We start from the raw sequence: 24201 nt of genomic DNA on the forward strand, positions 1-24201 counted from the left end.
TCGCCGGTCACGTGACCGCCTCGCTCTCCGTCGTCGTCAGGTCGACCGCCGGGTGGTGGCAGGCCGCCGTGTGCGTGGCGCTGCCCGCAAGCACGGGTGCGGTGGTCCGGCACACCTCGCCCGCCAGCGGGCAGCGGTCCGCGAACCGGCAGCCCGCGGGAAAGTCGGCCGGCGCCGGGACGACCCCGCGGATCTGGGTCAGCCGTTCCGCCGCCGACTCCAGCGAGAGCACGCTGCCGAGCAGCCCGCGGGTGTAGTGGTGGGCCGGCGCGGCCACCAGATCCGCGGTCACCCCGCTCTCCACGATCTGCCCGCCGTACATCACCACCACCCGGTCGGTGACGTCCGCGACCAGCGCCAGGTCGTGCGAGACCAGGATCAGCGCGAAGCCCAGCTCGGCCCGCAGCCGCAGCAGCAGCTCCATGATCTGCGCCTGCACGGTCACGTCCAGGGCGGTCGTCGGCTCGTCGGCGACGATCAGCTTCGGATCACGGGACAGCGCCATCGCGATCAGGACCCGCTGGCGCTGCCCGCCGGACAGCTCGTGCGGATAGCTGCGCAGGGTGCGCTCCGGGTCGAGGCCGACCTGGGAGAGCAGTTCGGCGGCACTGCGCCGCCCGCCGCGCCGTACCAGCTGCTTCAGCTGGGCGCGGACGGTCATCGCCGGGTTCAGCGAGGACAGGGCGTCCTGGTGGACCATCGCCATCTCGTGGCCGAGCAGCCGGCGCCGCACGCGCATCGGCTCCGCGAGCAGGTCCCGCCCGCCGAAGCGGATCTGGCCGCTGACCCGGGCGCCCCTGGGCAGCAGCCCCATGACGGCGAGCGCGGTCAGTGATTTGCCGCAGCCCGACTCGCCGACCAGGCCCAGCACCTCGCCGGGCCGCACCTCGAAGCCGATCCCGTCGACGACGTCCACACCGCCGTGCCGGTCGGTGAACCCGATGGCGAGGTTCTCCACCGCGAGCACCGGCTGCCCGTCCGGGGCGGGCAGCGGGCGGGCCCGGGACCGCAGCCGCCGGGCGGCGTCGGGGAGGCCGGGCAGCGGCAGCACCTCGCCGCTGCCGGGCTCCGGCGCCTGGAGCCGGTCCTGGTGCTCCCGCGCGTCCACCTCGCGGGCCGCCGGTGCTGCCCAGGCGTCCGAGACCCCTTCGGCGAGGACGTTCAGGGACAGGACGGTGACCAGCATCAGCAGCCCGGGGAAGACGGTCGCCCACCAGCCGCCGGTCAGCACCATGTTCTTGCCGTCCGCGATGACGCTGCCCCACGAGGGGTCCGGCGGCCTGACGCCCGCGCCGATGAACGACAGCGACGCCTCGAAGACGATGGCCTCGGCGACCTGGACCGTGCAGAACACCAGCACCGGGGCGGCGCAGTTCACGGCGACGTGCCGCAGCACGATGTGCGGGGTGCGGGCGCCGATGACCCGTTCGGCCGTCACATAGTCCTCGCCGTACTGGTCGAGGACGTTCGCCCGGACCACCCGGGCCACCGGCGGGGTGAACAGGAACGCGATGGCGCAGATCAGCACGCCGATGCCGCCGCCGAACACGGCGACGAGCACCGCGGCCAGCGCGATGCCGGGGAAGGCCATCACCACGTCGAGACAGCGCATCAGCGTCTCGTCGACGGCCTTGCGGGAGGTGGCCGCCACCGCCCCGAGCAGCGCGCCCACCACGAGGGCGAGCACGGTCGCGCCCAGACCGATGGCCAGCGACCAGCGCGCCCCGTACATCAGCCGGCTGAGGATGTCCCGGCCGAGGCTGTCCTGGCCCATCCAGTGCGCGGCCGAGGGGTGCCCGCTGCCGTCGGCCGGGTCCTGCTGGTCCAGCGGGTCGTCGGGGGCGAGCAGCGGCGCCAGCAGGGCGGCGAGGACCACGACGGCCAGGACGCAGACGGCGGTCTTCGACAGCGGCGGCAGCCGGCGCCAGCCGCGCAGCCGCAGGCCGGGCCGGGCCAGCCGTTCGGTGAGGCTCTTGCGCGTGAACATCAGGCCGCATCCCTCAGTCGCGGGTTGACGAGCAGGTAGAGGATGTCGATGACCAGGTTGACCACCACGAACCCGACGGCCGTGGTCAGCACGACGCCCTGCACCACCGCCGGGTCGCCGTTCTGCACCGCGTCGATCATCAGCTTGCCCATGCCGGGCAGCGAGAAGATCGTCTCGATGACCACCGCGCCGCCCAGCAGGTAGCCGATCCGCAGCCCGAGCACGGTCAGCGGGTTGACCAGCGCGTTGCGCAGCACGTTCCGGCCGACCACCACGTGCGGCGGCAGCCCGCTGCCGATCGCCGTCCGCACGTAGTCCTTGTCCAGCTCCTCCACCACGGCCGTCCGTACGATGCGGGTGAGCTGCGCGGCGACCGGCAGCGACAGCGCGAGAGCGGGCAGCGTCATCGTGCGCAGCCAGCCGGTGAGCGAGTCCGCCGGATTGATGTAGCCGCCGGTCGGGAACCAGCCCTGGTCCACCGCCAGGTACTGGATCATCAGCAGCGCCAGCCAGAAGGCGGGCGCGGCCACCCCGGTCAGCGAGACGACCCGGATGACCTGGTCGGGCAGCCGGTCCCGGTAGATCGCCGCGGTGACCCCGCCGATCAGCGCCAGCACCACCGCGATGCCCAGGCCCAGGAAGGTCAGCTGGAGGGTGAGCGGCAGCGCGGTGGTGACCTGGTCGACGACCGGTGCCCGGGTCAGCGCGCTGGTGCCCAGGTCGCCGTGGAGCAGGTCGCCGACGAAGTGGGCGTAGCGCACCGGGAGCGGGTCGAGCAGCCCGTTGCGTTCCCGGAACTCGTGCAGCTGCTCGGGCGTCGGGTTGGCCCCCTGGAAGAACGCGGACGCCGGGTCGACGTCGGAGAACCGCATCACCAGGAACACGAACAGCACGATGCCGAGCAGCAGTGGCACCAGCAGGGCGATGCGGCGCAGCAGGATCCGGACGACGGCCGTCATGCCGTCAGACCCACTTGGCCTGGAGGAGGTTGATGCCGGGGTACGGCTGTGCCCTTATGCCGGTGAGCCGCTTCGGGTTCCAGGCCGTCATCAGCTCGTTGTGGACGACCGGATACAGCACGGCCTGCTCGGCGACGACGTCGATGCAGTCCTGGACCATCGCCTTCTTCCGGTCCGGGTCCGGCTCCCGGGTCGCCCGGTCCATGTCCTTGAACAGCTGCCTGGCCACCGGGTCGGCCGCCCACCGGGTGTACCCCATCCACAGGTTGGTGGGCCCGTAGTTGTAATGCATGATCAGGTCGGCGTCGAGGCCGAACTGGTTGGGGTTCGAGGCGGCGGCGACGACCTGGTAGTCCTGCTTCTGGTCCATCTTGGTGAACACGGCCGTGGTCTCCTGCGGGGACAGCGTCGTCTCCACACCGATCGCGTCCCAGGACGCCTTGATGGTCGGCAGGCAGTCGACGATCCAGCTGACGTTCACCGCGAGGATGTCGATCTTCAGGTTCTGCACCCCGGCGGCGGCCAGCAGCTCCTTCGCCTTGGCCGGGTCGTGGTCGTAGACCGTCCTGGCCCGCCGGTAGGAGGGATTGCCCTCGTTGAGGAACGACGACGACGGCTTGCCGTGCCCCTTCAGCGCGACCGCGACCATCTTCTGCGTGTCGATGGCGTAGTGCAGCGCCTGGCGCACCCGGATGTCGTCGAAGGGTTTGTGCGCGGTGTTGAACATCAGGAACAGGTTGTTCATCCCGGCCCCGCCCGCCACGTTCAGCCCGCCCTGCTCCAGCCGGGGGATGTTGGCGTACGGGATGTTGTCGGCGATCTGCGCCCCGGCGCTCGTCCCGGAGATCTTCGCGACGCGCGGGGCGGCGTCGACGATGGTCAGCCAGTTCATCTTCTTGAACGCGGGCCTGCGCGGTCCGTTGTAGTCGGCGAACGCCTCGAAGGTGGTGTTCGACTTCGGGTGGTGCGCGGTCTGCCGGTACGGGCCCGAGCCGATCGCCTTGCCTCGGATCGCGTCGTCCCACGCCCCGGGCCGCTCGTAGACGTGCTTCGGCATGATCTTGGCGAGCGTCAGCCGGGAGAGCCCGTCGGGGAAGGGGAACTTGAGCACCAGTTCGACGTTCTGCGCGTCGACCTTGCGGACCTCCTGGAGCCAGCTCTCGAAGAACCCCTTGGCCAGGGTCTGCGTGTCCGGGCCGAGGATCCGGTCGAAGACGAAGACGACGTCGTCGGCCGTCACCGGCTTCCCGTCGTGGAACCGGGCGCCGGGGCGCAGCGAGAACCGCCAGGTCGTGGCGTTCGGATCGGCCGGCACCTGGGTGGCCAGCGCCGGGTACGGGTCCCGGGAGATCGGGTCGGTGTCCAGCAGCCCCTCGTAGATGTGGTTGTTGGCGGCCATGCAGAACGCGGACGCCGTCTGCGTCGGGTCCCAGCTCCCGTCGTTGCCGTAACCGATGACCGCGGTCAGCGTGCGGCCGCCGCCCCCGCCGCCGGTGTCGTTCGTCGACTGCGGCCCGGACGAGCAGGCCGCGAGCGACGAGGAGAGCGCGCCGGCGGCGCCCAGCGCGCCGCCGTACTTCAGGAACGACCGGCGGTGCAGCGCCGGCCCGTCGTGGGTCACTTCGTCGCGCACGGTTCCTCCAGAGGGTCCGGAACGGGGTTCTCAAGGGGGACGGAGGGCGAGGGAAAGCCGAGAGAGAGGCGGTAGGCGTCGGGACACGGAAACAGCTGCGGAAGCAAGCGGGAGGCTGACGGTGACACCAAGCAGGATTCTGATCGGAACAGATATCAAGCAGGATTCTGAACGAAAATCGAGTGATATGGGGGGATGAGGCGGGATCCATCCATGGAGATACGACGTCCTACGTCCGGCCGATCAGCGCGACCATAGGAGGGTGCGTGGAACCGGTCAAGGGATCGCACACGAATGGCGTACCCGCCAGAGGTCGCACCAATGGCGCAGGGAAATGGCGGGAGTTGGTATCGTCCGCGACCGGAGATGGGACGTGGGACGTCCGGTGCGCGTACGATGCGGCGCATGCCCGAAGGGGAGCCCAGGAACAGCCGGATACAGCGCGCGGTCGTACAGCTGATCCTCGACCGCAAGCTCCGGCCCGGTGCGCCGCTGCCCACCGAGACGGAGCTGATGGACGCCCTCCGCGTCAGCCGCAACTCCGTCCGCGAGGCCCTCAAGGCGCTCCAGGCCCTCGACATCGTGGAGATCCGGCACGGCCACGGCACCTACGTCGGACAGGCCAGCCTCACCCCACTGGTCGACGGCCTGACCTTCCGTACCCTCACCCGGCACGACGACGACCCCGGCGCCCTGGCCGAACTGCTCCAGGTCCGCGAGGTGCTGGAGGAGGGGCTGCTGCGCCGGGCCGTGCCGGCGGTGACCGACCCGGTGCTGGACCGGCTGGAGTCGGTGGTGACCCGGATGGAGGCGGCGGGCCGGGCCGGCCGCCCCTTCCCCGAACTCGACCGCCAGTTCCACGAGTTGCTCTACGCCCCGCTGGGCAACGCCCTCGTACCGCAGTTCCTCGGCGCGTTCTGGACGGTCTACCGGCGGGTCGCCGGCGCCCGCGGCTGGACCGACGACCCGGCCCCCGAGGTCACCGTCCGCCGCCACCGCGACATCGTCACCGCGCTGCGCGCCCGGGACGTCGCCGGCGCGCAGCACGCGATGGCCGTCCACTTCCGCGGCATCGAGTCCCGCGCGGCACAGGAGTCCCGCGGGGTCGGGTGAGGCCCGGCGCCGCACGGAGACCGCAGCCGGGCGGAGACCGCACAGTGGCCGGGCGGCCGGGCGGCCGGGGGAACGGGGGGATGAGGGCACAATGGGTGCCATGAGCCTGTTCCGCGACGACGGCATCGTGCTGCGCACCCAGAAGCTGGGCGAGGCGGACCGGATCATCACGCTGCTCACGCGCGGGCACGGGCGGGTGCGGGCCGTGGCCCGGGGCGTACGGCGGACGAAGTCGAAGTTCGGGGCCCGGCTGGAGCCGTTCTCCCACGTCGACGTGCAGTTCTTCGCCCGCGGCAGCGAACTCGTCGGCCGTGGGCTGCCGCTGTGCACCCAGAGCGAGACCATCGCCCCCTACGGCGGCGGGATCGTCACCGACTACGCCCGCTACACCGCTGGAACGGCCATGCTGGAGACCGCCGAGCGGTTCACCGACCACGAGGGCGAGCCGGCCGTCCAGCAGTACCTGCTGCTCGTCGGCGCGCTGCGCACGCTGGCCCGCGGCGAGCACGCGCCCCATCTGGTCCTCGACGCCTTCCTGCTGCGCTCCCTCGCCGTCAACGGCTACGCTCCCAGCTTCGGCGACTGCGCGAAATGCGGAATGCCCGGCCCGAACCGCTTCTTCTCGGTCGGCTCCGGCGGCTGCCTCTGCGTGGACTGCCGGGTGCCGGGCAGCGTCGTACCCTCGCCGCAGGCCCTGGTCCTCCTGGCCGCGCTGCTTACGGGAGACTGGGAGGCCGCGGACGCGTGCGAGCCGCGGTACGTCCGGGAGGGGAACGGACTGGTGTCCGCCTACCTGCACTGGCACCTGGAGCGCGGACTGCGCTCACTGAGGTACGTGGAAAAGTCATAGGCACGGCGTCGGCGAGAACGGCGCGGAAGCTGTAGAGGGAGACGAGAGCACATGGCCGTACGCGGGATCCTGGGCCGCCAGCGCCGCGAGTACATGCCACCGGAGCCGCACCCGTCCGGGGCCCGGGCGCCCAAGCTGCCCGGCGAGCTGGTCCCGCGGCACGTGGCGATCGTCATGGACGGGAACGGCCGCTGGGCCAAGGAACGCGGCCTGCCGCGGACCGAGGGACACAAGGTCGGCGCCGAACGCGTCCTCGACGTCCTCCAGGGCTCCGTCGAGATCGGCATCCGCAACATCTCGCTCTACGCCTTCTCCACGGAGAACTGGAAGCGTTCCCCGGACGAGGTCCGCTTCCTGATGAACTTCAACCGCGACTTCATCCGCAAGACCCGTGACGAACTCGACGCCCTCGGCGTCCGGGTGCGCTGGGTGGGCCGGATGCCCCGGCTGTGGAAGTCGGTCGCCAAGGAACTCCAGGTCGCCCAGGAGCAGACCAAGGACAACGACCTGCTCACGCTGTACTTCTGCATGAACTACGGCGGCCGTGCCGAGCTGGCCGACGCCGCGCGGGCGCTGGCCGAGGACGTGAAGGCCGGCCGCCTCGACCCGGCCAAGGTCACCGAGAAGACCGTCCAGAAGTACCTCTACTACCCCGACATGCCGGACGTCGACCTGTTCCTGCGCCCGAGCGGCGAGCAGCGCACTTCCAACTACCTGCTGTGGCAGAGCGCCTACGCCGAGATGGTCTTCCAGGACGTCCTGTGGCCCGACTTCGACCGCCGTGACCTGTGGCGTGCCTGCATCGAGTTCGCCTCCCGCGACCGCCGCTTCGGCGGCGCGATCCCGAACGAACAACTGCTGAACCCGGAGAACACCCACCCCACCCCCTGACCCCACCCCACCCGGGGCCGCACCCACCACCCTCACACCCGGGCGGCGGCCCTAGGCGGGCGCGGGGAACTGCGCGATCAGCCCCCACTCACCCGCACCCGAAAACGCCCGGGGACGCTCGCAAAAACACGGGGCCCGTCACTCCCGAGAGCACACCGTCCCACCCAGGGGCGCGGGGAACTGCGCGATCAGCCCCCACCCACCCGCACCCGAAAACGCCCGGGGACGCTCGCAAAAACACGGGGCCCGGCACTCCCGAGAGCACACCGTCCCACCCAGGGGCGCGGGGAACTGCGCGATCAGCCCCCACCCACCCGCACCCGAAAACGCCCCCACACCAAAACCCACCCCCCCGCCTCAACCTGCGGCGCACTCCGCACAGGTCCCAAAAACCTCCACCGTATGCGCCACATTCACAAACCCGTGCTCCGCCGCGATCCCCTCCGCCCACTTCTCCACCGCGGGCCCCTCCACCTCGACCGCCTTGCCGCAGGCCCGGCAGACCAGATGGTGATGGTGTTCGCCGCTGGAGCAGCGGCGGTAGACCGACTCGCCGTCGGAGGTGCGCAGGACGTCGACCTCACCGGCGTCGGCGAGGGACTGGAGCGTGCGGTAGACCGTGGTCAGACCGACCGAGTCGCCCTTGTGCTTCAGCATGTCGTGGAGTTCCTGGGCGCTGCGGAACTCGTCGACCTCGTTCAGAGCCGTCGCCACGGCGGCCCGCTGGCGGGTCGCGCGGCCCTTCACGGGCGGTCCAGCGGTCGTCACCGGTTGCCTCCTCGGATCAGCATCTGCCGGGCCATTGTGCCAGCTCGGCCTACGCTCAGTCAGACGCTGACTTCTTCGCCCGCCCCCCGGGTGACCGGAACCGTACGCTCCGCGGCGTCGCCGGCCGCCTGCGCGGCGGCGAGTGCCCGCGCGCGGCGCCGGGCCAGCGGCGTGGCCAGCGCGGTCAGCAGGATGAACGCGGCGATGGTCAGCAGAACAATGGTCGCACCGGGCGGCACGTCCTGGTAGTACGACGTGATCGTGCCGCCGATCGTCACCGTGACGCCGATGGCGACGGCGATCGCGAAGGTCGCCGCGAAACTGCGGCTGAGCTGCTGGGCGGCGGCCACCGGGACCACCATCAGCGCGCTCACCAGCAGCAGCCCGACCACGCGCATCGCGACGGTCACGGTGACCGCCGCGGTCACCGCCGTGAGCAGGTTCAGCGCCCGCACCGGCAGCCCGGTGACCCGGGCGAACTCCTCGTCCTGACTGATCGCGAACAGCTGGCGGCGCAGCCCGAGGGTGACCAGGACCACGAACGCGGCCAGCAGACAGATCGCCAGCACGTCGGACTGGGACACGGTCGACAGCGAGCCGAACAGGTACGAGGTCAGGTTGGCGTTGGAGCCGCCCGGCGCGAGGTTGATGAACATGACACCGCCGGCCATGCCGCCGTAGAAAAGCATCGCGAGGGCGATGTCCCCGCGGGTGCGGCCGTACCAGCGGATCAGCTCCATGAGAACCGCGCCGAGCACCGAGACGGCGGTGGCCATCCACACCGGCGACGCGGACAGCAGGAAGCCGAGGCCGACGCCGGTCATCGCGACATGGCCGATGCCGTCGCCCATCAGGGCCTGCCGGCGCTGGACGAGGTAGATGCCGATGGCGGGGGCGGTGACGCCGACCAGGACGGCGGCGAGCAGGGCCCGCTGCATGAAGGCGTAGTTCAGGAAGTCCATCAGCTCACCAGTCCCGTGCGGATCGGTTCGGCGTCGGCGGGGGCGTGCGGGTGCACATGATCGTGGCCGGGCCGGTGGTACCCGCTGCCCGAGGAGTCCGCGGGACCGGGGTGAGTGGCCGCGCGGGGCGGCGGGCCGTCGTTCACCACGCTGCCGTCGCGCAGGACGACCGCACGGTCGATCAGCGGCTCCAGCGGGCCGAGTTCGTGCAGGACCAGCAGGACGGTGGTGCCCTGCGCGACCTGGTCGCGCAGCGTCCGGGCCAGCACCTCCTGGCTCGCCAGGTCGACGCCCGCCATCGGTTCGTCCATGATCAGCAGCTCGGGTTCGGCGACCAGGGCACGTGCGATCAGCACCCGCTGGTGCTGGCCGCCGGAGAGGGCGTCCACGGAGTCCTTCGCCCGGTCGCCCAGGCCGACGAGTTCCAGCGCGTGGTGCACGGCCGCCCGGTCGGCCCGGCGGAAGGCGCCGAACCGGCTGCGGGAGAGCCGGCCGGAGGCGACGATCTCGGTGACCGTCGCGGGGACGCCGCCGGCGGCGGTGGTGCGCTGCGGTACGTAGCCCACGCGCCGCCACTCCTCGAACCGTTCCCGGTCCGTGCCGAACAGTTCGACGGTTCCGGCGCTGAGCGGCACTTGGCCGATGATGCCGCGGATCACGGTCGACTTGCCGGAGCCGTTGGCGCCGAGCAGCGCGACGACCTCACCGCGGTGCACGGTGAGGTCGATGCCGCGCAGGACGGGGCGCGAACCCAGTTCGGCGTGGACGCCGCGCAAGGATATGAGGGGGCCGGGGCCTGGATCGGGGCCGGGGTCGCCGTTGTCGCTGGTCGCGCCCATGTCGTCCTCCGTGCCGGTCGGTGTGGTCACTTGCTGCCCAGGGCACTCTGGAGCGCTTTGAGGTTCGCTTCCTGGACCGAGAAGTAGTCGTTGCCGCGGGACTTGTCCGTGATGCCCTCGATCGGGTCGAGGACGTCCGTCTTCAGGCCCGCGTCGCCCGCGATGGTCTGTGCGGTCTTGTCGCTGACGAGCGTCTCGTAGAACACGGTGGTGACGCCGTCGGCCCGCGCCATCTTCTCAAGGTCCTTGACCCGGGCGGCGCTGGGCTCCGACTCGGGGTCGAGGCCGTTGATGGCCTCCTCGGTGAGGCCGTAGCGCTCGGCGAGGTAGCCGAACGCGGCGTGCGTGGTGACGAAGACCTTGGACTTGGTGTTCGCCAGGCCGTCCGTGAACCGCTTGTCGAGGGCGTCGAGCTTCTTGACCAGGGCCGCGGTGTTCTTCTTGTAGTCGGCCGCGTGGTCGGGGTCGGCCTTCTCGAAGGCGCTGCCGACACCCTGGGCGACCTGGGCGTAGCGCACCGGGTCGAGCCAGATGTGCGGGTCCTTGCCGCTGCTCTCCCCGCCCTGCTCGGTGTCGTGCTCCGCCGCGTGCCCGCCGACCTCGTTGCCGTGCTCCTCCAGGGTGGTCAGCGAGCCGGCGTCGATCTTCGTCCGTACCGGGGACTGGGCCACCGCGTCGTCGACGGAGGGCTGGAGGTTCTTGAGGTAGAGCACCGCGTCGGACTCCTGGAGCTGCGCGGTCTGCTGGGCGCTGATCTCCAGGTCGTGCGGCTCCTGGCCGGGCTGGGTGAGACTGGTGACGTGGACGTGGCCGCCGCCGATCTGCTCGGCGAGGAAGGCCATGGGATAGAACGACGCGACGACGTCGAACTTCCCGGTGTTCCCCGCTGCCGCGCTGTCGCTGGAGCAGGCGGAGAGGGCCGCTATGCCGAGGGCGGTCGTGACGGCCGCCGGTACAGCGGCCGCGGGTATGAGGCGTCGTCGTACGTTCATGAGAGTCATTTTCAACAATTATGGAAACCGTTGTCAACAAGCTCTCGCGGGCTTCTGCGGGCCACCGATTTGGTCGAGGGGGAGCCTGCGCCGGTAACCTGAAGCATTCGCTGGAAGCATCTCGCTTCGTCGCCCGTCGTCGTAATGAAGAGAGCACCGTGGCCGCCGACAAGATCGACACCATCGTCAGCCTGAGCAAGCGCCGTGGCTTCGTATTCCCGAGCAGTGAGATCTACGGCGGCCAGCGCGCCGCCTGGGACTACGGACCGCTGGGTGTCGAGCTCAAGGAGAACCTCAAGCGCCAGTGGTGGCGCTACATGGTGACGTCGCGCGAGGACGTGGTCGGTATCGACTCGTCCGTCATCCTGGCCACCGAGGTCTGGGTGGCCTCCGGTCACGTCGCCACCTTCACGGACCCGCTGACCGAGTGCACCTCCTGCCACAAGCGGTTCCGCGCGGACCACCTGGAGGAGGCGTACGAGGCCAAGCACGGCCGCCAGCCGGAGCACGGTCTCGCGGACGTCAACTGCCCCAACTGCGGCAACAAGGGCCAGTTCACCGAGCCCAAGCAGTTCTCCGGTCTGCTCTCCACCCACCTCGGCCCGACCCAGGACACCGGCTCCGTCGCCTACCTGCGCCCGGAGACCGCCCAGGGCATCTTCACCAACTTCGCCCAGGTGCAGACCACCTCGCGCCGCAAGCCGCCGTTCGGCATCGCGCAGATGGGCAAGTCCTTCCGCAACGAGATCACGCCCGGCAACTTCATCTTCCGCACCCGCGAGTTCGAGCAGATGGAGATGGAGTTCTTCGTCAAGCCGGGCGAGGACGAGAAGTGGCAGGAGTACTGGATGGAGCAGCGCTGGAACTGGTACACGGGCCTCGGCCTGCGTGAGGAGAACATGCGCTGGTACGAGCACCCGAAGGAGAAGCTCTCCCACTACTCCAAGCGCACCGCCGACATCGAGTACCGCTTCAGCTTCGGCGGCAACGAGTGGGGCGAGCTGGAGGGCGTCGCCAACCGCACCGACTACGACCTGAACGCCCACTCCAAGGCGTCCGGCCAGGACCTGTTCTACTTCGACCAGGAGGCCGGCGAGCGCTGGACGCCGTACGTCATCGAGCCGGCGGCCGGTGTCGGCCGGGCGATGCTCGCCTTCCTGCTCGACGCCTACGTCGAGGACGAGGCGCCCAACGCCAAGGGCAAGATGGAGAAGCGCACGGTGCTGCGGCTCGACCACCGCCTCGCCCCGGTGAAGGTCGCGGTGCTCCCGCTGTCCCGCAACCCCGACCTGTCCCCGAAGGCCAAGGGCCTCGCCCAGGCGCTGCGCCAGCACTGGAACATCGAGTTCGACGACGCCGGCGCGATCGGCCGCCGCTACCGTCGCCAGGACGAGATCGGTACGCCGTACTGCGTGACGGTCGACTTCGACACGCTGGAGGACAACGCGGTCACGGTCCGCGAGCGCGACTCCATGAAGCAGGAGCGGGTGTCGCTGGACCAGATCGAGGGGTACCTGGCCGGGCGCCTGCTGGGCTGCTGACGCCCGCGGCCCGCTCTGCGCACACGGACGCCCACCCGCCGGCCGGCCTCGGCCGGCCGGCGGGTGGGCGTTTTCGTGCCGGTCACATCTGAGCCGCTCAGCGGCCCTGAAGCGCCTTGACGTTGTCGCCGAAGGTCCAGCTCCTCGACCCGTCCCAGTTGATCGACCAGGTCATCAGGCCCTTGAGCGAGGAGCCGTAGTGCTGCCAGGCCTGGGAGACGAGAGACGGTGACATGTAGCCGCCGCCCGCGCCGGACTGGGCGGGCAGGCCGGGCACCTGCTTGTCGTAGGGCACCTTGATCGTCGTGCCCTGGACCACCAGACCCTGGTTGAGGCAGTCGGTCTGCGCGGTGAAGCCCGCCACCGTGCCCGCCGAGTAGGAGTCGCCGGAGCAGCCGTACATGCTGCCGTTGTAGTACTGCATGTTGAGCCACCACAGGCGCCCGTTGTCCGCGTACTTCTTGACGATGGGCAGATAGGCGCCCCAGATCGAACCGTAGGTGACGCTGCCGCCGGTGACGTAGGCCGTCTCCGGGGCCATGGTCAGGCCGAAGTTCGAGGGCATCTGGGCCAGGATCCCGTCGATGATCCGGATCAGGTTGCTCTGCGACGCGGAGAGCTGGCCGATGCTGCCGCTGCCGACGAGCCCGGTCTCGATGTCGATGTCGATCCCGTCGAAGTTGTACGTCTTCAGGATCGGGACGATCGTCGCCACGAACCGGTCGGCCACCGCGGCCGAGCTGAGGTCGATGCCGGCCGCCGCGCCGCCGATGGACAGCAGGATCGTCTGGCCGGCCGCCTTGGCCGCGCACATCTCCGCCGGGGTGGCCACCTTCACACCGGCGTCCATGCCGTCCTCCCACAGCGCGGTGCCGTCGGAGCGGATCACCGGGAAGGCCGCGTTGATCACGTTGTAGCCGTGGCTCTGGATGCGGGAGTCGGTGATCGGGGTCCAGCCGAAGGGCGGGTGCACCCCGTTGGCGGAGCCGTCCCAGTTCTCCCAGTAGCCCTGGAGGACCTTGCCTGCCGGGCGGGACTTGACGGCGCAGGTGTCGGCAGCGGACGCGGTGGGGGCGACGGCGACCGAGAGCGGGACGAGAACGGCCGCGGTCAGCGCGGCGGCGAGCAGCCGGAGTCGGCGGCGGACACGGCGGGTCATGCGGGGCCTCCCGGTGGGGGTGCGGTGAGGTGTCGTCAGGTGTCGTGAGATGTCGTAGGCATGACAGTGCTCGTGGTCCAGACCTCTCGTCAATAGGTCTGGACCAAAATCCCGCACTCGATGGCGGGCGGCGGGCGGCGGGCGGCGGATGGCGGGTGGTGGACGTCGGATGACAAATGACAGATGACAGATATTGAATTCTGTCAGCTGTCGTGTCAGGGTGGAGGCATGACGAAGCACACCCGCACCCTCGGATCCACCGGCCCCCAGACCTACGCCCTCGGCCTCGGCTGCATGGGCATGTCCGCGCTGTACGGCGAGGTGGACCGGGCCGAGTCCATCGCCACCGTCCACGCCGCCCTGGAAGCAGGCGTGACACTGCTCGACACCGGCGACTTCTACGCCATGGGCCACAACGAACTGCTGGTCGGCGAGGCGCTGCGTACCGCGCCCGCGGCCCGTCGCGAGCAGGCGCTGGTCAGCGTGAAATTCGGGGCGCTGCGCGACCCGGACGGCAACTGGGGCGGATACGACGGCCGTCCGGCCGCCGTGAAGAACTTCGCCGCCTACTCGCTCAACCGCCTCGGCGTCGACCACATCGACATCTACCGCATCGCCCGGCTCGACCCGGACGTGCCGATCGAGGAGACGGTCGGCGCGATCGCCGAACTGGTCGAGAAGGGGTACGTCCGCCATATCGGCCTGAGCGAGGTCGACGCCGAGACCATCCGCCGGGCCGCCGCCACGGCGCCGATCTCCGACCTCCAGTTCGAGTACTCGCTGATCTCCCGCGGCATCGAGCAGGAGATCCTGCCGACCACCCGTGAACTGGGCATCTCCGTCACCGCGTACGGGGTCCTCTCCCGCGGGCTGATCTCCGGCCACTTCACCCGGGACCGGCAGCTCGCCGCGAACGACTTCCGGTCCTTCGCGCCCCGTTTCCAGGGCGACAACCTCCAGCACAACCTGAACCTGGTCGACGCGCTGCGCAAGGTCGCCGAGCAGAAGGGCGTGACGGTCGCCCAGATCGCCATCGCCTGGGTGCTCTCGCGCGGCGCGGACATCGTGCCGCTGATCGGTGCCCGTACCCGGGAGCGGCTGGCGGAGTCGCTGGGCGCGCTGGACGTTACGCTCACCGGGGCGGACCTGGCCGCGATCGAGGAGGCCGTCCCCGCGGACGCGGCCCGGGGCGACCGCTACCCGTCCGCCCAGATGTCCCACCTCGGCTCGAAGTAGTGGTCGCGGTGCCGGGTACGGTCTAGGTCATGTCACCGACCACCGAGACCCTGACCGCCGAGCGCATCCTTGCGGCGACCGAGGAGGTGCTGCGCCGCCACGGTCCGGCCAAGGCCACCGTGGTGGACGTGGCCCGGGCGCTCGGCGTCAGCCACGGCAGCGTGTACCGGCACTTCCGGACCAAGGCCGCGCTGCGGGAGGCGGTGACGAAACGGTGGCTGGACCGCACCTCGGAGGCGCTGTCCGGCATCGTCGCCGAGGACCGTGACCCGCAGTCCCGGCTGCGCGACTGGCTGGCCGGACTGTTCGCGGCGAAGCGGGCAAAGGCCCTTGCCGACCCGGAGCTGTTCGGCACCTACACGGTGCTGGCCACGGAGAACGTCACGGCGGTGGGCGAGCACCTGGACGAACTCGCCGCCCAGCTGACCCGCATCGTCCAGGACGGCGTCGACGCCGGCGTCTTCACCGTCCCGGACGCCGCCGCGGCGGCCCGTGTCGTCTTCCAGGCCACCAACCGCTTCCACGACCCGGCCCACGCACGGGACTGGGAACAGCCGGGCATCGAGAACGAGTTCACCGCGATGATCGACCTGCTCCTGCGCGGCCTCACCGCACCCACCCCATGACGACACGCCCTGAAGGGGCGCGTAGCTCCGCGGCCCTGGGGTGCCGTTGATTCCCGGCCGGGGTCAGCGGCCCTGAAGGGGCGCGGGGAACTGCGGGACCAGCCACGTCCTACCCGCACCCACCACCACGCCCCGGCCCCTACGCCGCGTCGCCCCCCGACCCCAGGGACTGGCCCGTCACCGCGACGGCGCGGACTCCTCCGGATCCACCCTCGCCCCGTGCACCTCCGCCAGATGCTCCGCCGCCTTCAGCCACGGCAGGAACTGCGCCCGCTGCTGCCACGCGCAGGTGTCACACCTGATCACGCGCTGCGCCCCCGCCCCCCGCACCCTGACCACATGCTCGCCGCCGAGCTGGTCCCGGCGGCTCACCTTGCTCGTGTTGCTCTGTGGCATGACGCCTCCAGCGTCCGTCCAGGGGGAGTGCTGTCCGGATATCACAGCGGATATCACGGCGGACATCGCAGCGGATGGTGCCGCGGATGGTGATGGTGCAGCAAGGAGTGTGCAGGAAGACGGACCTCAACAGGAAACCTTTCACAGCGAGTTGGCCAAGCTGTGTCCTGCGGCAGGGAGGAGCGCGCCGGCCCCCTAGGAGCGCCCGGGTGCGCCCACCGCCTCCAGCACCTCGGCCGACTCCAGCCGCTCGGCCGTCCGCCGGGCGGTCCCGCGGGCCCAGCGGCCACTGGTCAGCGCGCCCAGGACGAGCACCAGCGCCCCGCACACCGTGAGGATCCACCAGCCCGGCCGTGCGGCCGCGTCGAAGGCCGTCCCGAACGCCGACGTGCCGATACCGGCCGCCAGTACGGCCCCGATCACCGCGACCCCCAGTGTCTGCCCGAGCTGCCGGCTGGTGGAGGCGACGGCCGCCGCGACGCCCGCCTGGGCCCGTGGCATGCCGGACACCGCGGTGTTGGTGATCGGCGCGTTCACGAAGCCGAAGCCGATGCCGAACAGGACGAAGCCGACGAACCTGGTGACGTCCGAGGTCTCCGCGTGGAACGCGGCGAACAGCACGCCGGCCGCGGTCATCGAGACGCCCGCGATCAGCAGCGGCAGCCGCGGCCCCCGGCTGCCGACCAGCCGCCCGGAGAGCGGCGCGCACAGGAACGTGGGCGCCGCCATGGGCAGCATCCACAGCCCGGCGTGCAGTGCGTCGAGGCCGCGCACGCTCTGCAGGTACAGGGTCGACAGGAACAGGAAGCCGCCCAGCGCGGCGAAGGCGCTGATCGCGATCACGGTGGCCCCGCTGAACGGTGCCGACTTGAAGAAGCGCAGGTCGATGAGGGGTTCCGGGCGGCGAGGCTCGTACCGCAGGAGCGCCGCCAGGGCGATCACGGCGACCGCGGCGAAGGGCAGCACGGTGGCGGCGCCCGAGTTCGGCGCCTCGATGATGGCGTACGTCAGCGAGCCGAACAGCGCGATCACCAGCAGCTGGCCGACCGGGTCCGGGCGGCGGGGCCTGGGGGCGCGGGACTCGGGCACGTAGCGCAGGGTGAGCAGCAGGGCGGCGACGCCGACCGGGATGTTGACCCAGAAGATCGAGCGCCAGCCGACGGAGTCCACCAGCAGGCCGCCGACCAGGGGGCCGGCGGCCATGGATATGCCGACCACCGCTCCCCAGGCGCCGATGGCCCGGGCGCGCTCGCGCGGGTCGGTGAAGGTGTTGGTGATGATCGACATGGCGACCGGGTTGAGCATCGAGCCACCGACCGCCTGGATCATGCGGAAGGCGATCAGCGACTCCAGGTTCGGTGCGAGGGAGCAGAGCAGCGAGCCCGCGGTGAACAGCACCAGCCCCGTCTTGAAGACCCGTTTGCGGCCGATCCGGTCGGCGGTGGAGCCGGCGAGCATCAGCAGCGAGGCGAGGACCAGCGTGTACGCGTCGATGGTCCACTGCAGCCCCGAGGTGGTGGCGTGCAGTTCGCGCTGCATCGACGGCAGGGCGACGTTCAGGATCGTGTTGTCCAGACTCACGATCAGCAGACTCATGCAGCAGATCGCGAGGATCAGCGAACGTCGGCGCGGGCTCAGCTGGGACATGGGCTCCATCGTACGTCGAAACTAATAGTGCGTCTAACTAATGAGTGATGCATGATCTTGCGGAAACCCCCCGTTCCCGGGTTGTCCACAGGTCGTGGGGAGCATTCGGCGGAGTACGGGACAATGGGGCAATGCCCACGCCGTCGACCCTCTCCGAGTCCCCGCTCCGTATCGGCCCGCACACCGTGCAGCCGCCCGTCGTGCTCGCCCCCATGGCCGGGATCACCAACGCGCCGTTCCGCACCCTGTGCCGGGAGTTCAGCGGCGGCAAGGGCCTGTTCGTGAGTGAGATGATCACGAGCCGGGCGCTGGTCGAGCGCAATGAGAAGACCATGCAGTTGATCCGCTTCGACGCGGCCGAGCAGCCGCGCTCCATCCAGCTGTACGGCGTGGACCCGGCCACCGTCGGCAAGGCCGTCCGCATGATCGCGGAGGAGGACCTGGCCGACCACATCGACCTGAACTTCGGCTGCCCGGTGCCCAAGGTGACCCGCAAGGGCGGCGGCTCGGCCCTCCCGTACAAGCGCAACCTGCTGCGGGCGATCCTGCGTGAGGCCGTCGCCGGCGCGGGCGCGCTGCCGGTCACGATGAAGATGCGCAAGGGCATCGACGACGACCACCTCACCTACCTCGACGCCGGGCGGATCGCGGTCGAGGAGGGCGTGACGTCCATCGCGCTGCACGGCCGCACCGCCGCCCAGCACTACGGCGGCACGGCGGACTGGGCGGCCATCGCCCGGCTCAAGGAGCATGTGCCGGAGATCCCGGTGTTCGGCAACGGCGACGTCTGGTCGGCCGAGGACGCGCTGCGGATGGTGCGCGAGACCGGCTGCGACGGGGTGGTCGTGGGGCGCGGCTGCCTCGGCCGGCCGTGGCTGTTCGCGGACCTGGTGGCCGGCTTCGAGGGGCGCCCGCAGGACAAGGTGCGGCCGTCCCTGCGCGAGGTCGCCGACATCATGGTCCGGCACGCGTACCTGCTCGGCGAGTGGCTGGGCGACGAGGCGCGGGGCGTGATCGACTTCCGCAAGCACGTCGCCTGGTACCTGAAGGGCTTCGCGGTCGGCTCGGAGATGCGGGGGCGCCTGGCGATCACTTCGTCCCTCGCCGAACTCCGCTCCGGCCTGGACGAACTGGACCTTGACCAGCCCTGGCCCGCCGGCGCCGACGGACCCCGCGGCCGTACGTCCGGCAACAACCGGGTGGTGCTCCCGGACGGCTGGCTGAACGACCCGTACGACTGCGCGGGCCTCTCCGAGGACGCGGAACTGGACACCTCGGGCGGCTGACGCCCTCGGGGCGGGCGGTCTCCCGGCCGCCCGCCACCATCCCGTACGGCTCGTTGCCCGCGCCCGTTCACCGGCTCACACGCACGCCCGCCCACCGGTCTCGGCAGACACCGGGCGCCCCCACCGGACCTCCCGCCACGCCCCGACCGAACCTCCCCCTACACCCCACCCACCGCCGTCAGCAGCGCCAACGGCGCCGCTGCCGACCGTGATTCCCGTACGCACGCGTGCGGACAGGGCACCGGTTCCGGGTGGCTGTTGCGGCCGTAGCCCGCGAGTACTTCCGGCAGCCGGTGCCCGGTCGCCGAGGCCGCGTCGAGCAGGCCCTGGGCGACCGCGCGGGCCTCGTCGTGCAGGCCGTAGCGGGCCAGGCCCAGGGCGATCAGGGCGTTGTCGTGCGGCCAGACCGATCCGCGGTGGTAGGAGAGCGGATGGTAGGCGGGCTGGCCGGCGGCCAGGGTGCGGACGCCCCAGCCGGAGAAGAAGTCCGGTTCCAGGAGCCGGCGGCCCACCAGTTCGCCGTACTCCTTGTCCAGCAGCCCGGACCAGAGCAGGTGCCCGGCGTCCGAGGCCAGCGCGTCCAGTTGCCGGCCCTCGCCGTCCAGCGCGAGGGCCGGGAAGGAGCGCTCCGGCATCCAGAAGTCCCGCTGGAAGCGGTCGCGCAGGTCGGCCGCCGCCTCGTGGAGCAGGGCCGCGTACGTCTCGTCCCGCCACACCGTGCGGGCGATCCACGCGGTACGGCACAGCGCGTCGTACGCGTACCCCTGGGCGCCCGCCGCCATCACCGGACCGCTCGGGCGGGTGCCGTCGGCCGAGCAGATGGCGCCGGGGGAGTCCTTCCAGTTCTGGTTGGCGAGTCCGCCCCGGTCGGCGCGGTAGACCAGGTAGCCGCGCGAGGTCAGCCCACCGTGGTCCAGCATCCAGCCGATCGCCGCCCGCGCGTACGGCTCCAGCCGGGCGGCCATGGCCGTGTCGCCGGTCTGCTCGACGTAGGCGCCGAGCAGGACGAGGAACAGCGGCGTCGCGTCCACCGCGCCGTAGTAGCGGGCGAACGGCACCTGCCCGAAGTGGGCCAGCTCGCCGTGCCGCACCTCGTGCACGATCTTGCCGGGCTGGGCCACCGGGCCCGCGCCGTTCCCCGTCGCCTGGGTGGCGGCGAGCGCGGGGAGCGTGGCGGCGGCCAGCCGGGGCCGGTAGGGGAGGGCGAACAGGGCGGTCAGCAGGGCGTCCCGGCCGAGCAGCGTCAGGAACCAGGGGGCGCCCCCCGCCGGTACCCGTAACTCCTCGCCGTCCGGTCCCCGGGCCGGCACCTGGAGCGCGGCGAGGTCGGCGAGCCCCCGGGCACACGCCGCCGCCAGCTGCGGCCGGCCCGTCGGGAAGGCCACGCCTGCCACGAACTCCCCCTCCAATGCGAGGAGTTGCTCGTTCAGGGCCGCCGGGGAGCGCGGGACGCGCAGTGCGCGCTTCTCGCCGTGCGGCCGGGCCATCACCCGCAGCACCAGGTCCGTCGTGCCGTGCGGTTCGAGGTCCAGAGTCCACACCAGGCGGCGGGCGCCGGTGCCGGTCTCCTCGACGCCGTCCGGGGCCGGCTCCGCCGTGATGGTCGTACAGGACCGCCACTCGCCGCGCCGGTAGGCGAACTCCACACCGTCGTCGAGAACCTGCCGGGAGCGCACCGCGCCGCCCTTGTGGTACGTGCGGTGGTCGGCGCGCAGCTCGAACTGGTCGGTGAAGTCGGCGTCGGCGGTGATCGCCAGCCGCACCGTGGTGGGCACCGGGCGGTTGCTGGTGACCTGGAGCGATTCCACGAACGAGCTGTCGCCGACGGCCTGTTCCCGGAAGAGGGTGTGCGCGGGCGGCTCCTGCCGGCCGCCGCGCGGGACGAGTACGCAGCGCGCCCCGTCCCCGTCCGCGACCGGGGCCAGTGCCTCCGGCACCGCCCCGTCGAGGGTGAGCTGCCAGCGGCTGAGGTGCCGCGCGTCCCGGACGAACAACCCGTCCGGCGAGGCGCCGCCCCGTACTCCGCTGATGTCGCCGCCGTCACCGACGGCGGCGAACGTCGTACCGTGCACGAGCAGGTGCTGCCGGTCCGTCATCACCGGTCCCCTCCCTTGTCACTCCTGTCGAACGTGCCGGTGCGCGTGGGGGACACACCCTGCCCGGGACGGGACTCCTCCATGACCGGCCGCGGCCGGGACGTCGGGGGTGTGTGGAGCAGGTCGAGCGTGAGCGCGGCCGTCCAGCTGAAGCCGAGGGCGCCGCAGGCCGCGCCGGTGTACGGGTCGACGTACTCGGCGAACCCGCTCTCGTCGGCCGTGCTCACCAGCGCCTCCCGCAGCGCGTCGGCCCGGACCGGCTCGCCGTGCGCCCGCAGCCCGCGCTCCACCAGCCAGCCGGTGTTGAACCAGGCCGGGCCGCGCCAGTAGCGGTGCGGATCGAATGCCTCGCCGAGCAGGTCGTAGCTCGGTACCAGCCGGGTGACCGTGCCGAGCCCGAAGTGCGGGCCGCCGAGGGTGCGTACGAGGGCCGCCGCGATGTCCGGCGGCAGGCCGGGAAGCAGGAGCGGGACCAGTCCGCTGACGCTGCGCTGCGGGATCAGCCCCGCTCCGTGCAGGTCCCGGCAGAAGAACATGCCCCGCGCCGGGTCCCACAGCCGTTCGACCAGGGCCGTGGTCAGCCGCTGCGCGCGTGCGTGCCGTGCCGTGCCGGCCGCGCCCAGCTCGCAGGCGATCCGGGCCAGCGCGTGTTCCGAGGCGATGAGCAGGGCGTTGAACGCCGGGTCCTCGACCGCGAACCGGCCCTGCCCGTCGGCGTAGGAGCCGTCGCGGTAGTCGGCCGCCAGCCGCACGTAGCGCCCGTAGTCCAGGTCCGTCGGCCGGTCCTCGGCCGCGCCGTGGTCGAGGTCGGCGCGGCGGAAGGAGCGGGCCGGGGCGGGCCTGACCCGGGCGAGCGGGGCGTCCCAGCAGGGGCTGTTGTCCATGCCCTGCTCCCAGGGGTGGACGACGGACGCGAGGCCGCCGCCGCCCAGGTCCCGCCGGTGCAGCAGATAGCGGTGCCAGGCGGCGAGGCGCGGATAGACCCGGGCCAGGAAGCCGCGCGCCCGCGAGAGGCCCGGGTCGGCGCGGTGCACCAGCCAGGCCGCCAGCGCGTGCACCGGTGGCTGCACGATGCCGGAGGTCTGTACGGTGCGCGGGGCGCCCGCGGTGCGCCCCGCGGTCGAGGAGCGCCAGAAGTCGGGGCTCGGGAAGTAGGCGTCGAGCGGTACGGAGGGGTTGAAGACGATGTGCGGAACGCGTCCGTCCGCCCACTGGGCGGTCAGCAGTGTCTCCAGCTCCGTCTGGGCCCGTAACGGCGAGACGTGCCGCAGGCCGATCGCGATGAACGCCGAGTCCCAGGACCACTGGTGCGGATACAGGGCGGGCGAGGGCACCGTGGACGTTCCCGTCCAGTTGTCCTCCAGCACGCGTGCCGCCCTGACCTGCAACGACCCGGCCGGGGGCGGTGTGTCGTGCGTCGTCGGCGGCGGATCGTATACGGCCTGGTACGGGGCCGTGTGCTGCGCCTGGTGTGCCGTGCGGTGGGCAGTGAGCTGGGCAGTGCGATCCACTCGGGGCTCCCCGAAGACGTCCGGCCGACCTGGTTCGGCTGTAGGTACCTTAGGGTTACGTCTACTTAACACGCAAAACCCAATATGTAATGCAAGCTGAAGAAACACAAGGGGGTGCGTATGACGGGACGCGGCCAGGCCAGCGCCGGAGATCTGCTCGAACTCGTGCGCAGTGGGCGGGCGACCACGCGCGGCGCCCTCCAGCAGGCCACCGGCCTGTCCCGGGCCACCGTCGGGCACCGCCTCGACCGGCTGTTCCGCGCGGGCTGGCTGCGCGAGGGGGCCGGCGGCCCGGTCGGCTCGCCGCTCGGCGGGCGGCCCTCGATCACCCTGGAGTTCGACGGCTCGCACGCGGTGGTGCTCGCCGCCGACCTGGACACCCGGCACGGCCGCGCGGCCCTCCTCACCCTCACCGGCGGCCTCCTCGCCGAACGCTCGGGCGCGCTGGTCATCGAGGACGGCCCCGAGGCGGTCCTCGGCGAACTCGGCCGCTGGTTCGCCGAACTGCTGGCGACGACCGGGCACCGGGCGACGGAGGTGTGCGGCATAGGGATCGCCGTGCCGGGGCCGGTGGACCGGGTGACCGGCCGGGTGGTGCAGCCGCCGATCATGCCCGGCTGGGACGGCTACGACATCAGGGGCCGGCTCTCCCGTGCGTTCACCGAGCACACCGGGAGGCCCGCGGTGCCGGTGCTCGTGGACAACGACGCGAACCTCATGGCGTACGGCGAACAGCGCACCGGACACCCGGACTGCTCGGCCTTCGTCCTGGTCAAGGTGTCGACCGGGATCGGCGCCGGGGTCGTGGTGGGCGGTTCGATCTACCGCGGCATCGACGGCGGCGCCGGGGACATCGGGCACATCCGGGTGGGCGCGGACGCGCTGTGCCGCTGCGGCTCGTACGGCTGCCTGGCGGCCGTCGCCAGCGGCGGTGCCGTGGCCCGGCGGCTGACCGAGGCCGGGGTCCGCGCGGCCTCCGGCTCGGATGTGCGCGAACTGCTGGCCGCCGGGCATCCGGAGGCGGCCGCGCTGGCCCGGGAGGCGGGCCGCCGGGTCGGAGACGTGCTGGCGACCGTCGTCACGCTGCTCAATCCCGGGGTCCTGATGATCGCCGGGGACCTGGCGGGCACGCCGTTTCTGACCGGCGTACGGGAACTGCTCTACCAGCGGGCGCTGCCCCGCTCCACCGCCCACCTGGACGTCGTCACCTCGCGGCTGGGCGAGCGGGCCGGTCTGGTCGGCGCCGGTGCGCTGGTCGTGGAGTACCTGTACGCGCCGGAGCGGGTGGAGGAACGCCTGCTGGCGATGGGCGTGTGACGCGGGCGCCCGCGCCCCGGGCCGGGTTCCGGAGAGTCGTCCGCATGGTGAAATCCGGCGGGCTGTGGCAGCGTGATTCTCGCCACCCTTGATAAGGGTTGTGCTCAGATGAGCGGATCATGGATGACTGCACTTCTCCAAGGGGTGGCACTCGGTGCCACCCCTTGATTGTTCACCGAGAAAAATCAAGCGTGCCGGAAGTCGCTCATCTGAGCAGTCGGTGGGGGTCAACGGGCCCTGGTTCGTTCAAGAAGTGAAAACGTCGGCTGGCCAGTGCATACCCATCCTTGACTTTCGATCCAGCGGCGGACGGCTGGTTACGGGCATGCGACCCGCGAGTGGACGTACCCAGACGCCTTCGATCTGGGTATGTTCCTCGCCGTCAGGGCAGC

General features: G+C 71.4%; 20 protein-coding genes. 8 read left to right on the forward strand and 12 right to left on the reverse strand.

What is annotated here, in order from left to right:
- Window positions 1–7 precede the first annotated feature (7 nt).
- The 3 genes from ACFYPJ_RS02620 to ACFYPJ_RS02630 are packed head-to-tail and all read right to left on the reverse strand — an operon-like array spanning window position 8 to window position 4579.
- Window positions 8–1987 (reverse strand): dipeptide/oligopeptide/nickel ABC transporter permease/ATP-binding protein, encoded by a 1980-nt coding sequence (locus ACFYPJ_RS02620; RefSeq protein WP_389009254.1) that lies wholly within the window; start codon window positions 1985–1987, stop codon window positions 8–10.
- The gene (locus ACFYPJ_RS02625) at window positions 1987–2946 is read right to left on the reverse strand and encodes an ABC transporter permease (protein WP_389009257.1); all 960 of its coding nucleotides are present in this window, start codon (window positions 2944–2946) and stop codon (window positions 1987–1989) included. Before ACFYPJ_RS02625 ends, ACFYPJ_RS02620 begins: the two co-directional genes overlap by 1 nt.
- Before the next feature lie 4 nt (window positions 2947–2950).
- Window positions 2951–4579 carry an ABC transporter substrate-binding protein gene (locus ACFYPJ_RS02630; protein ID WP_389009260.1) on the reverse strand — a complete coding sequence of 543 codons (1629 nt, stop codon included), beginning with the start codon at window positions 4577–4579 and terminating at the stop codon, window positions 2951–2953.
- Between the two features lie 396 nt (window positions 4580–4975).
- Between ACFYPJ_RS02630 and ACFYPJ_RS02635 the strand changes: the two genes are divergently transcribed.
- From ACFYPJ_RS02635 to ACFYPJ_RS02645, 3 genes are all read left to right on the forward strand, one after another.
- On the forward strand, window positions 4976–5692 hold the full coding sequence (locus tag ACFYPJ_RS02635) for a FadR/GntR family transcriptional regulator (RefSeq protein ID WP_389009263.1): 717 nt from the start codon (window positions 4976–4978) through the stop codon (window positions 5690–5692).
- Between the two features lie 100 nt (window positions 5693–5792).
- Window positions 5793–6542: a DNA repair protein RecO gene (gene recO / locus ACFYPJ_RS02640; protein WP_389009266.1), complete on the forward strand. Its 750-nt coding sequence runs from the start codon at window positions 5793–5795 to the stop codon at window positions 6540–6542.
- A gap of 51 nt (window positions 6543–6593) precedes the next feature.
- On the forward strand, window positions 6594–7433 hold the full coding sequence (locus tag ACFYPJ_RS02645) for an isoprenyl transferase (protein WP_389009269.1): 840 nt from the start codon (window positions 6594–6596) through the stop codon (window positions 7431–7433).
- Between the two features lie 357 nt (window positions 7434–7790).
- Here the strand turns inward: ACFYPJ_RS02645 and ACFYPJ_RS02650 are convergent, their stop codons facing one another.
- From ACFYPJ_RS02650 to ACFYPJ_RS02665, 4 genes are read right to left on the reverse strand one after another with little or no spacing between them, the layout of a single operon-like run.
- The gene (locus ACFYPJ_RS02650) at window positions 7791–8201 is read right to left on the reverse strand and encodes a Fur family transcriptional regulator (RefSeq protein ID WP_389009272.1); all 411 of its coding nucleotides are present in this window, start codon (window positions 8199–8201) and stop codon (window positions 7791–7793) included.
- A 59-nt stretch (window positions 8202–8260) separates the two neighbouring features.
- The gene (locus ACFYPJ_RS02655; protein WP_389009275.1) at window positions 8261–9163 is read right to left on the reverse strand and encodes a metal ABC transporter permease; all 903 of its coding nucleotides are present in this window, start codon (window positions 9161–9163) and stop codon (window positions 8261–8263) included.
- Window positions 9163–10002, reverse strand: coding sequence for a metal ABC transporter ATP-binding protein (locus ACFYPJ_RS02660; protein ID WP_389010120.1), 840 nt, complete (start codon window positions 10000–10002; stop codon window positions 9163–9165). The genes ACFYPJ_RS02655 and ACFYPJ_RS02660 overlap by 1 nt, the downstream gene beginning before the upstream one ends.
- Before the next feature lie 26 nt (window positions 10003–10028).
- Entirely contained in the window at window positions 10029–10994 is a 966-nt protein-coding gene (locus ACFYPJ_RS02665; protein WP_389009278.1) for a metal ABC transporter substrate-binding protein, read from the reverse strand.
- Window positions 10995–11152: 158 nt separating this feature from the next.
- Between ACFYPJ_RS02665 and ACFYPJ_RS02670 the strand changes: the two genes are divergently transcribed.
- Window positions 11153–12535 (forward strand): glycine--tRNA ligase, encoded by a 1383-nt coding sequence (locus ACFYPJ_RS02670; protein ID WP_389009280.1) that lies wholly within the window; start codon window positions 11153–11155, stop codon window positions 12533–12535.
- Between the two features lie 97 nt (window positions 12536–12632).
- Here the strand turns inward: ACFYPJ_RS02670 and ACFYPJ_RS02675 are convergent, their stop codons facing one another.
- The gene (locus tag ACFYPJ_RS02675) at window positions 12633–13694 is read right to left on the reverse strand and encodes a chitinase (protein WP_389009283.1); all 1062 of its coding nucleotides are present in this window, start codon (window positions 13692–13694) and stop codon (window positions 12633–12635) included.
- A 228-nt stretch (window positions 13695–13922) separates the two neighbouring features.
- Here ACFYPJ_RS02675 and ACFYPJ_RS02680 point away from each other — a divergent pair, with 228 nt between their 5' ends.
- Window positions 13923–14930 (forward strand): aldo/keto reductase, encoded by a 1008-nt coding sequence (locus ACFYPJ_RS02680; protein ID WP_389009286.1) that lies wholly within the window; start codon window positions 13923–13925, stop codon window positions 14928–14930.
- Window positions 14931–14959: 29 nt separating this feature from the next.
- Entirely contained in the window at window positions 14960–15556 is a 597-nt protein-coding gene (locus ACFYPJ_RS02685; RefSeq protein WP_389009289.1) for a TetR family transcriptional regulator, read from the forward strand.
- 177 nt (window positions 15557–15733) lie between these two features.
- On the opposite strand, the gene ACFYPJ_RS02690 is transcribed toward ACFYPJ_RS02685, so the two are convergent.
- Together ACFYPJ_RS02690 and ACFYPJ_RS02695 are read right to left on the reverse strand one after the other, a co-directional pair.
- Window positions 15734–15952, reverse strand: coding sequence for a hypothetical protein (locus tag ACFYPJ_RS02690; RefSeq protein ID WP_389009291.1), 219 nt, complete (start codon window positions 15950–15952; stop codon window positions 15734–15736).
- Between the two features lie 195 nt (window positions 15953–16147).
- Entirely contained in the window at window positions 16148–17599 is a 1452-nt protein-coding gene (locus tag ACFYPJ_RS02695) for an MFS transporter (RefSeq protein ID WP_389009294.1), read from the reverse strand.
- 131 nt (window positions 17600–17730) lie between these two features.
- Here ACFYPJ_RS02695 and dusB point away from each other — a divergent pair, with 131 nt between their 5' ends.
- Window positions 17731–18885, forward strand: coding sequence for a tRNA dihydrouridine synthase DusB (gene dusB / locus ACFYPJ_RS02700; RefSeq protein WP_389009297.1), 1155 nt, complete (start codon window positions 17731–17733; stop codon window positions 18883–18885).
- A 158-nt stretch (window positions 18886–19043) separates the two neighbouring features.
- On the opposite strand, the gene ACFYPJ_RS02705 is transcribed toward dusB, so the two are convergent.
- Both ACFYPJ_RS02705 and ACFYPJ_RS02710 read right to left on the reverse strand, forming a co-directional pair.
- The gene (locus ACFYPJ_RS02705; protein ID WP_389009300.1) at window positions 19044–20981 is read right to left on the reverse strand and encodes a glycogen debranching N-terminal domain-containing protein; all 1938 of its coding nucleotides are present in this window, start codon (window positions 20979–20981) and stop codon (window positions 19044–19046) included.
- A complete protein-coding gene (locus tag ACFYPJ_RS02710) occupies window positions 20981–22492 on the reverse strand; it encodes a hypothetical protein (RefSeq protein ID WP_389009303.1) in 1512 nt (503 codons plus the stop codon). The genes ACFYPJ_RS02705 and ACFYPJ_RS02710 overlap by 1 nt, the downstream gene beginning before the upstream one ends.
- Before the next feature lie 120 nt (window positions 22493–22612).
- On the opposite strand from ACFYPJ_RS02710, the gene ACFYPJ_RS02715 reads away from it, so the two are divergent.
- Window positions 22613–23809 carry an ROK family protein gene (locus ACFYPJ_RS02715; protein WP_389009305.1) on the forward strand — a complete coding sequence of 399 codons (1197 nt, stop codon included), beginning with the start codon at window positions 22613–22615 and terminating at the stop codon, window positions 23807–23809.
- The last annotated feature ends 392 nt before the right edge of the window (window positions 23810–24201 follow it).

This window comes from Streptomyces sp. NPDC006012 (assembly GCF_042871185.1).
Classification (GTDB): domain Bacteria; phylum Actinomycetota; class Actinomycetes; order Streptomycetales; family Streptomycetaceae; genus Streptomyces.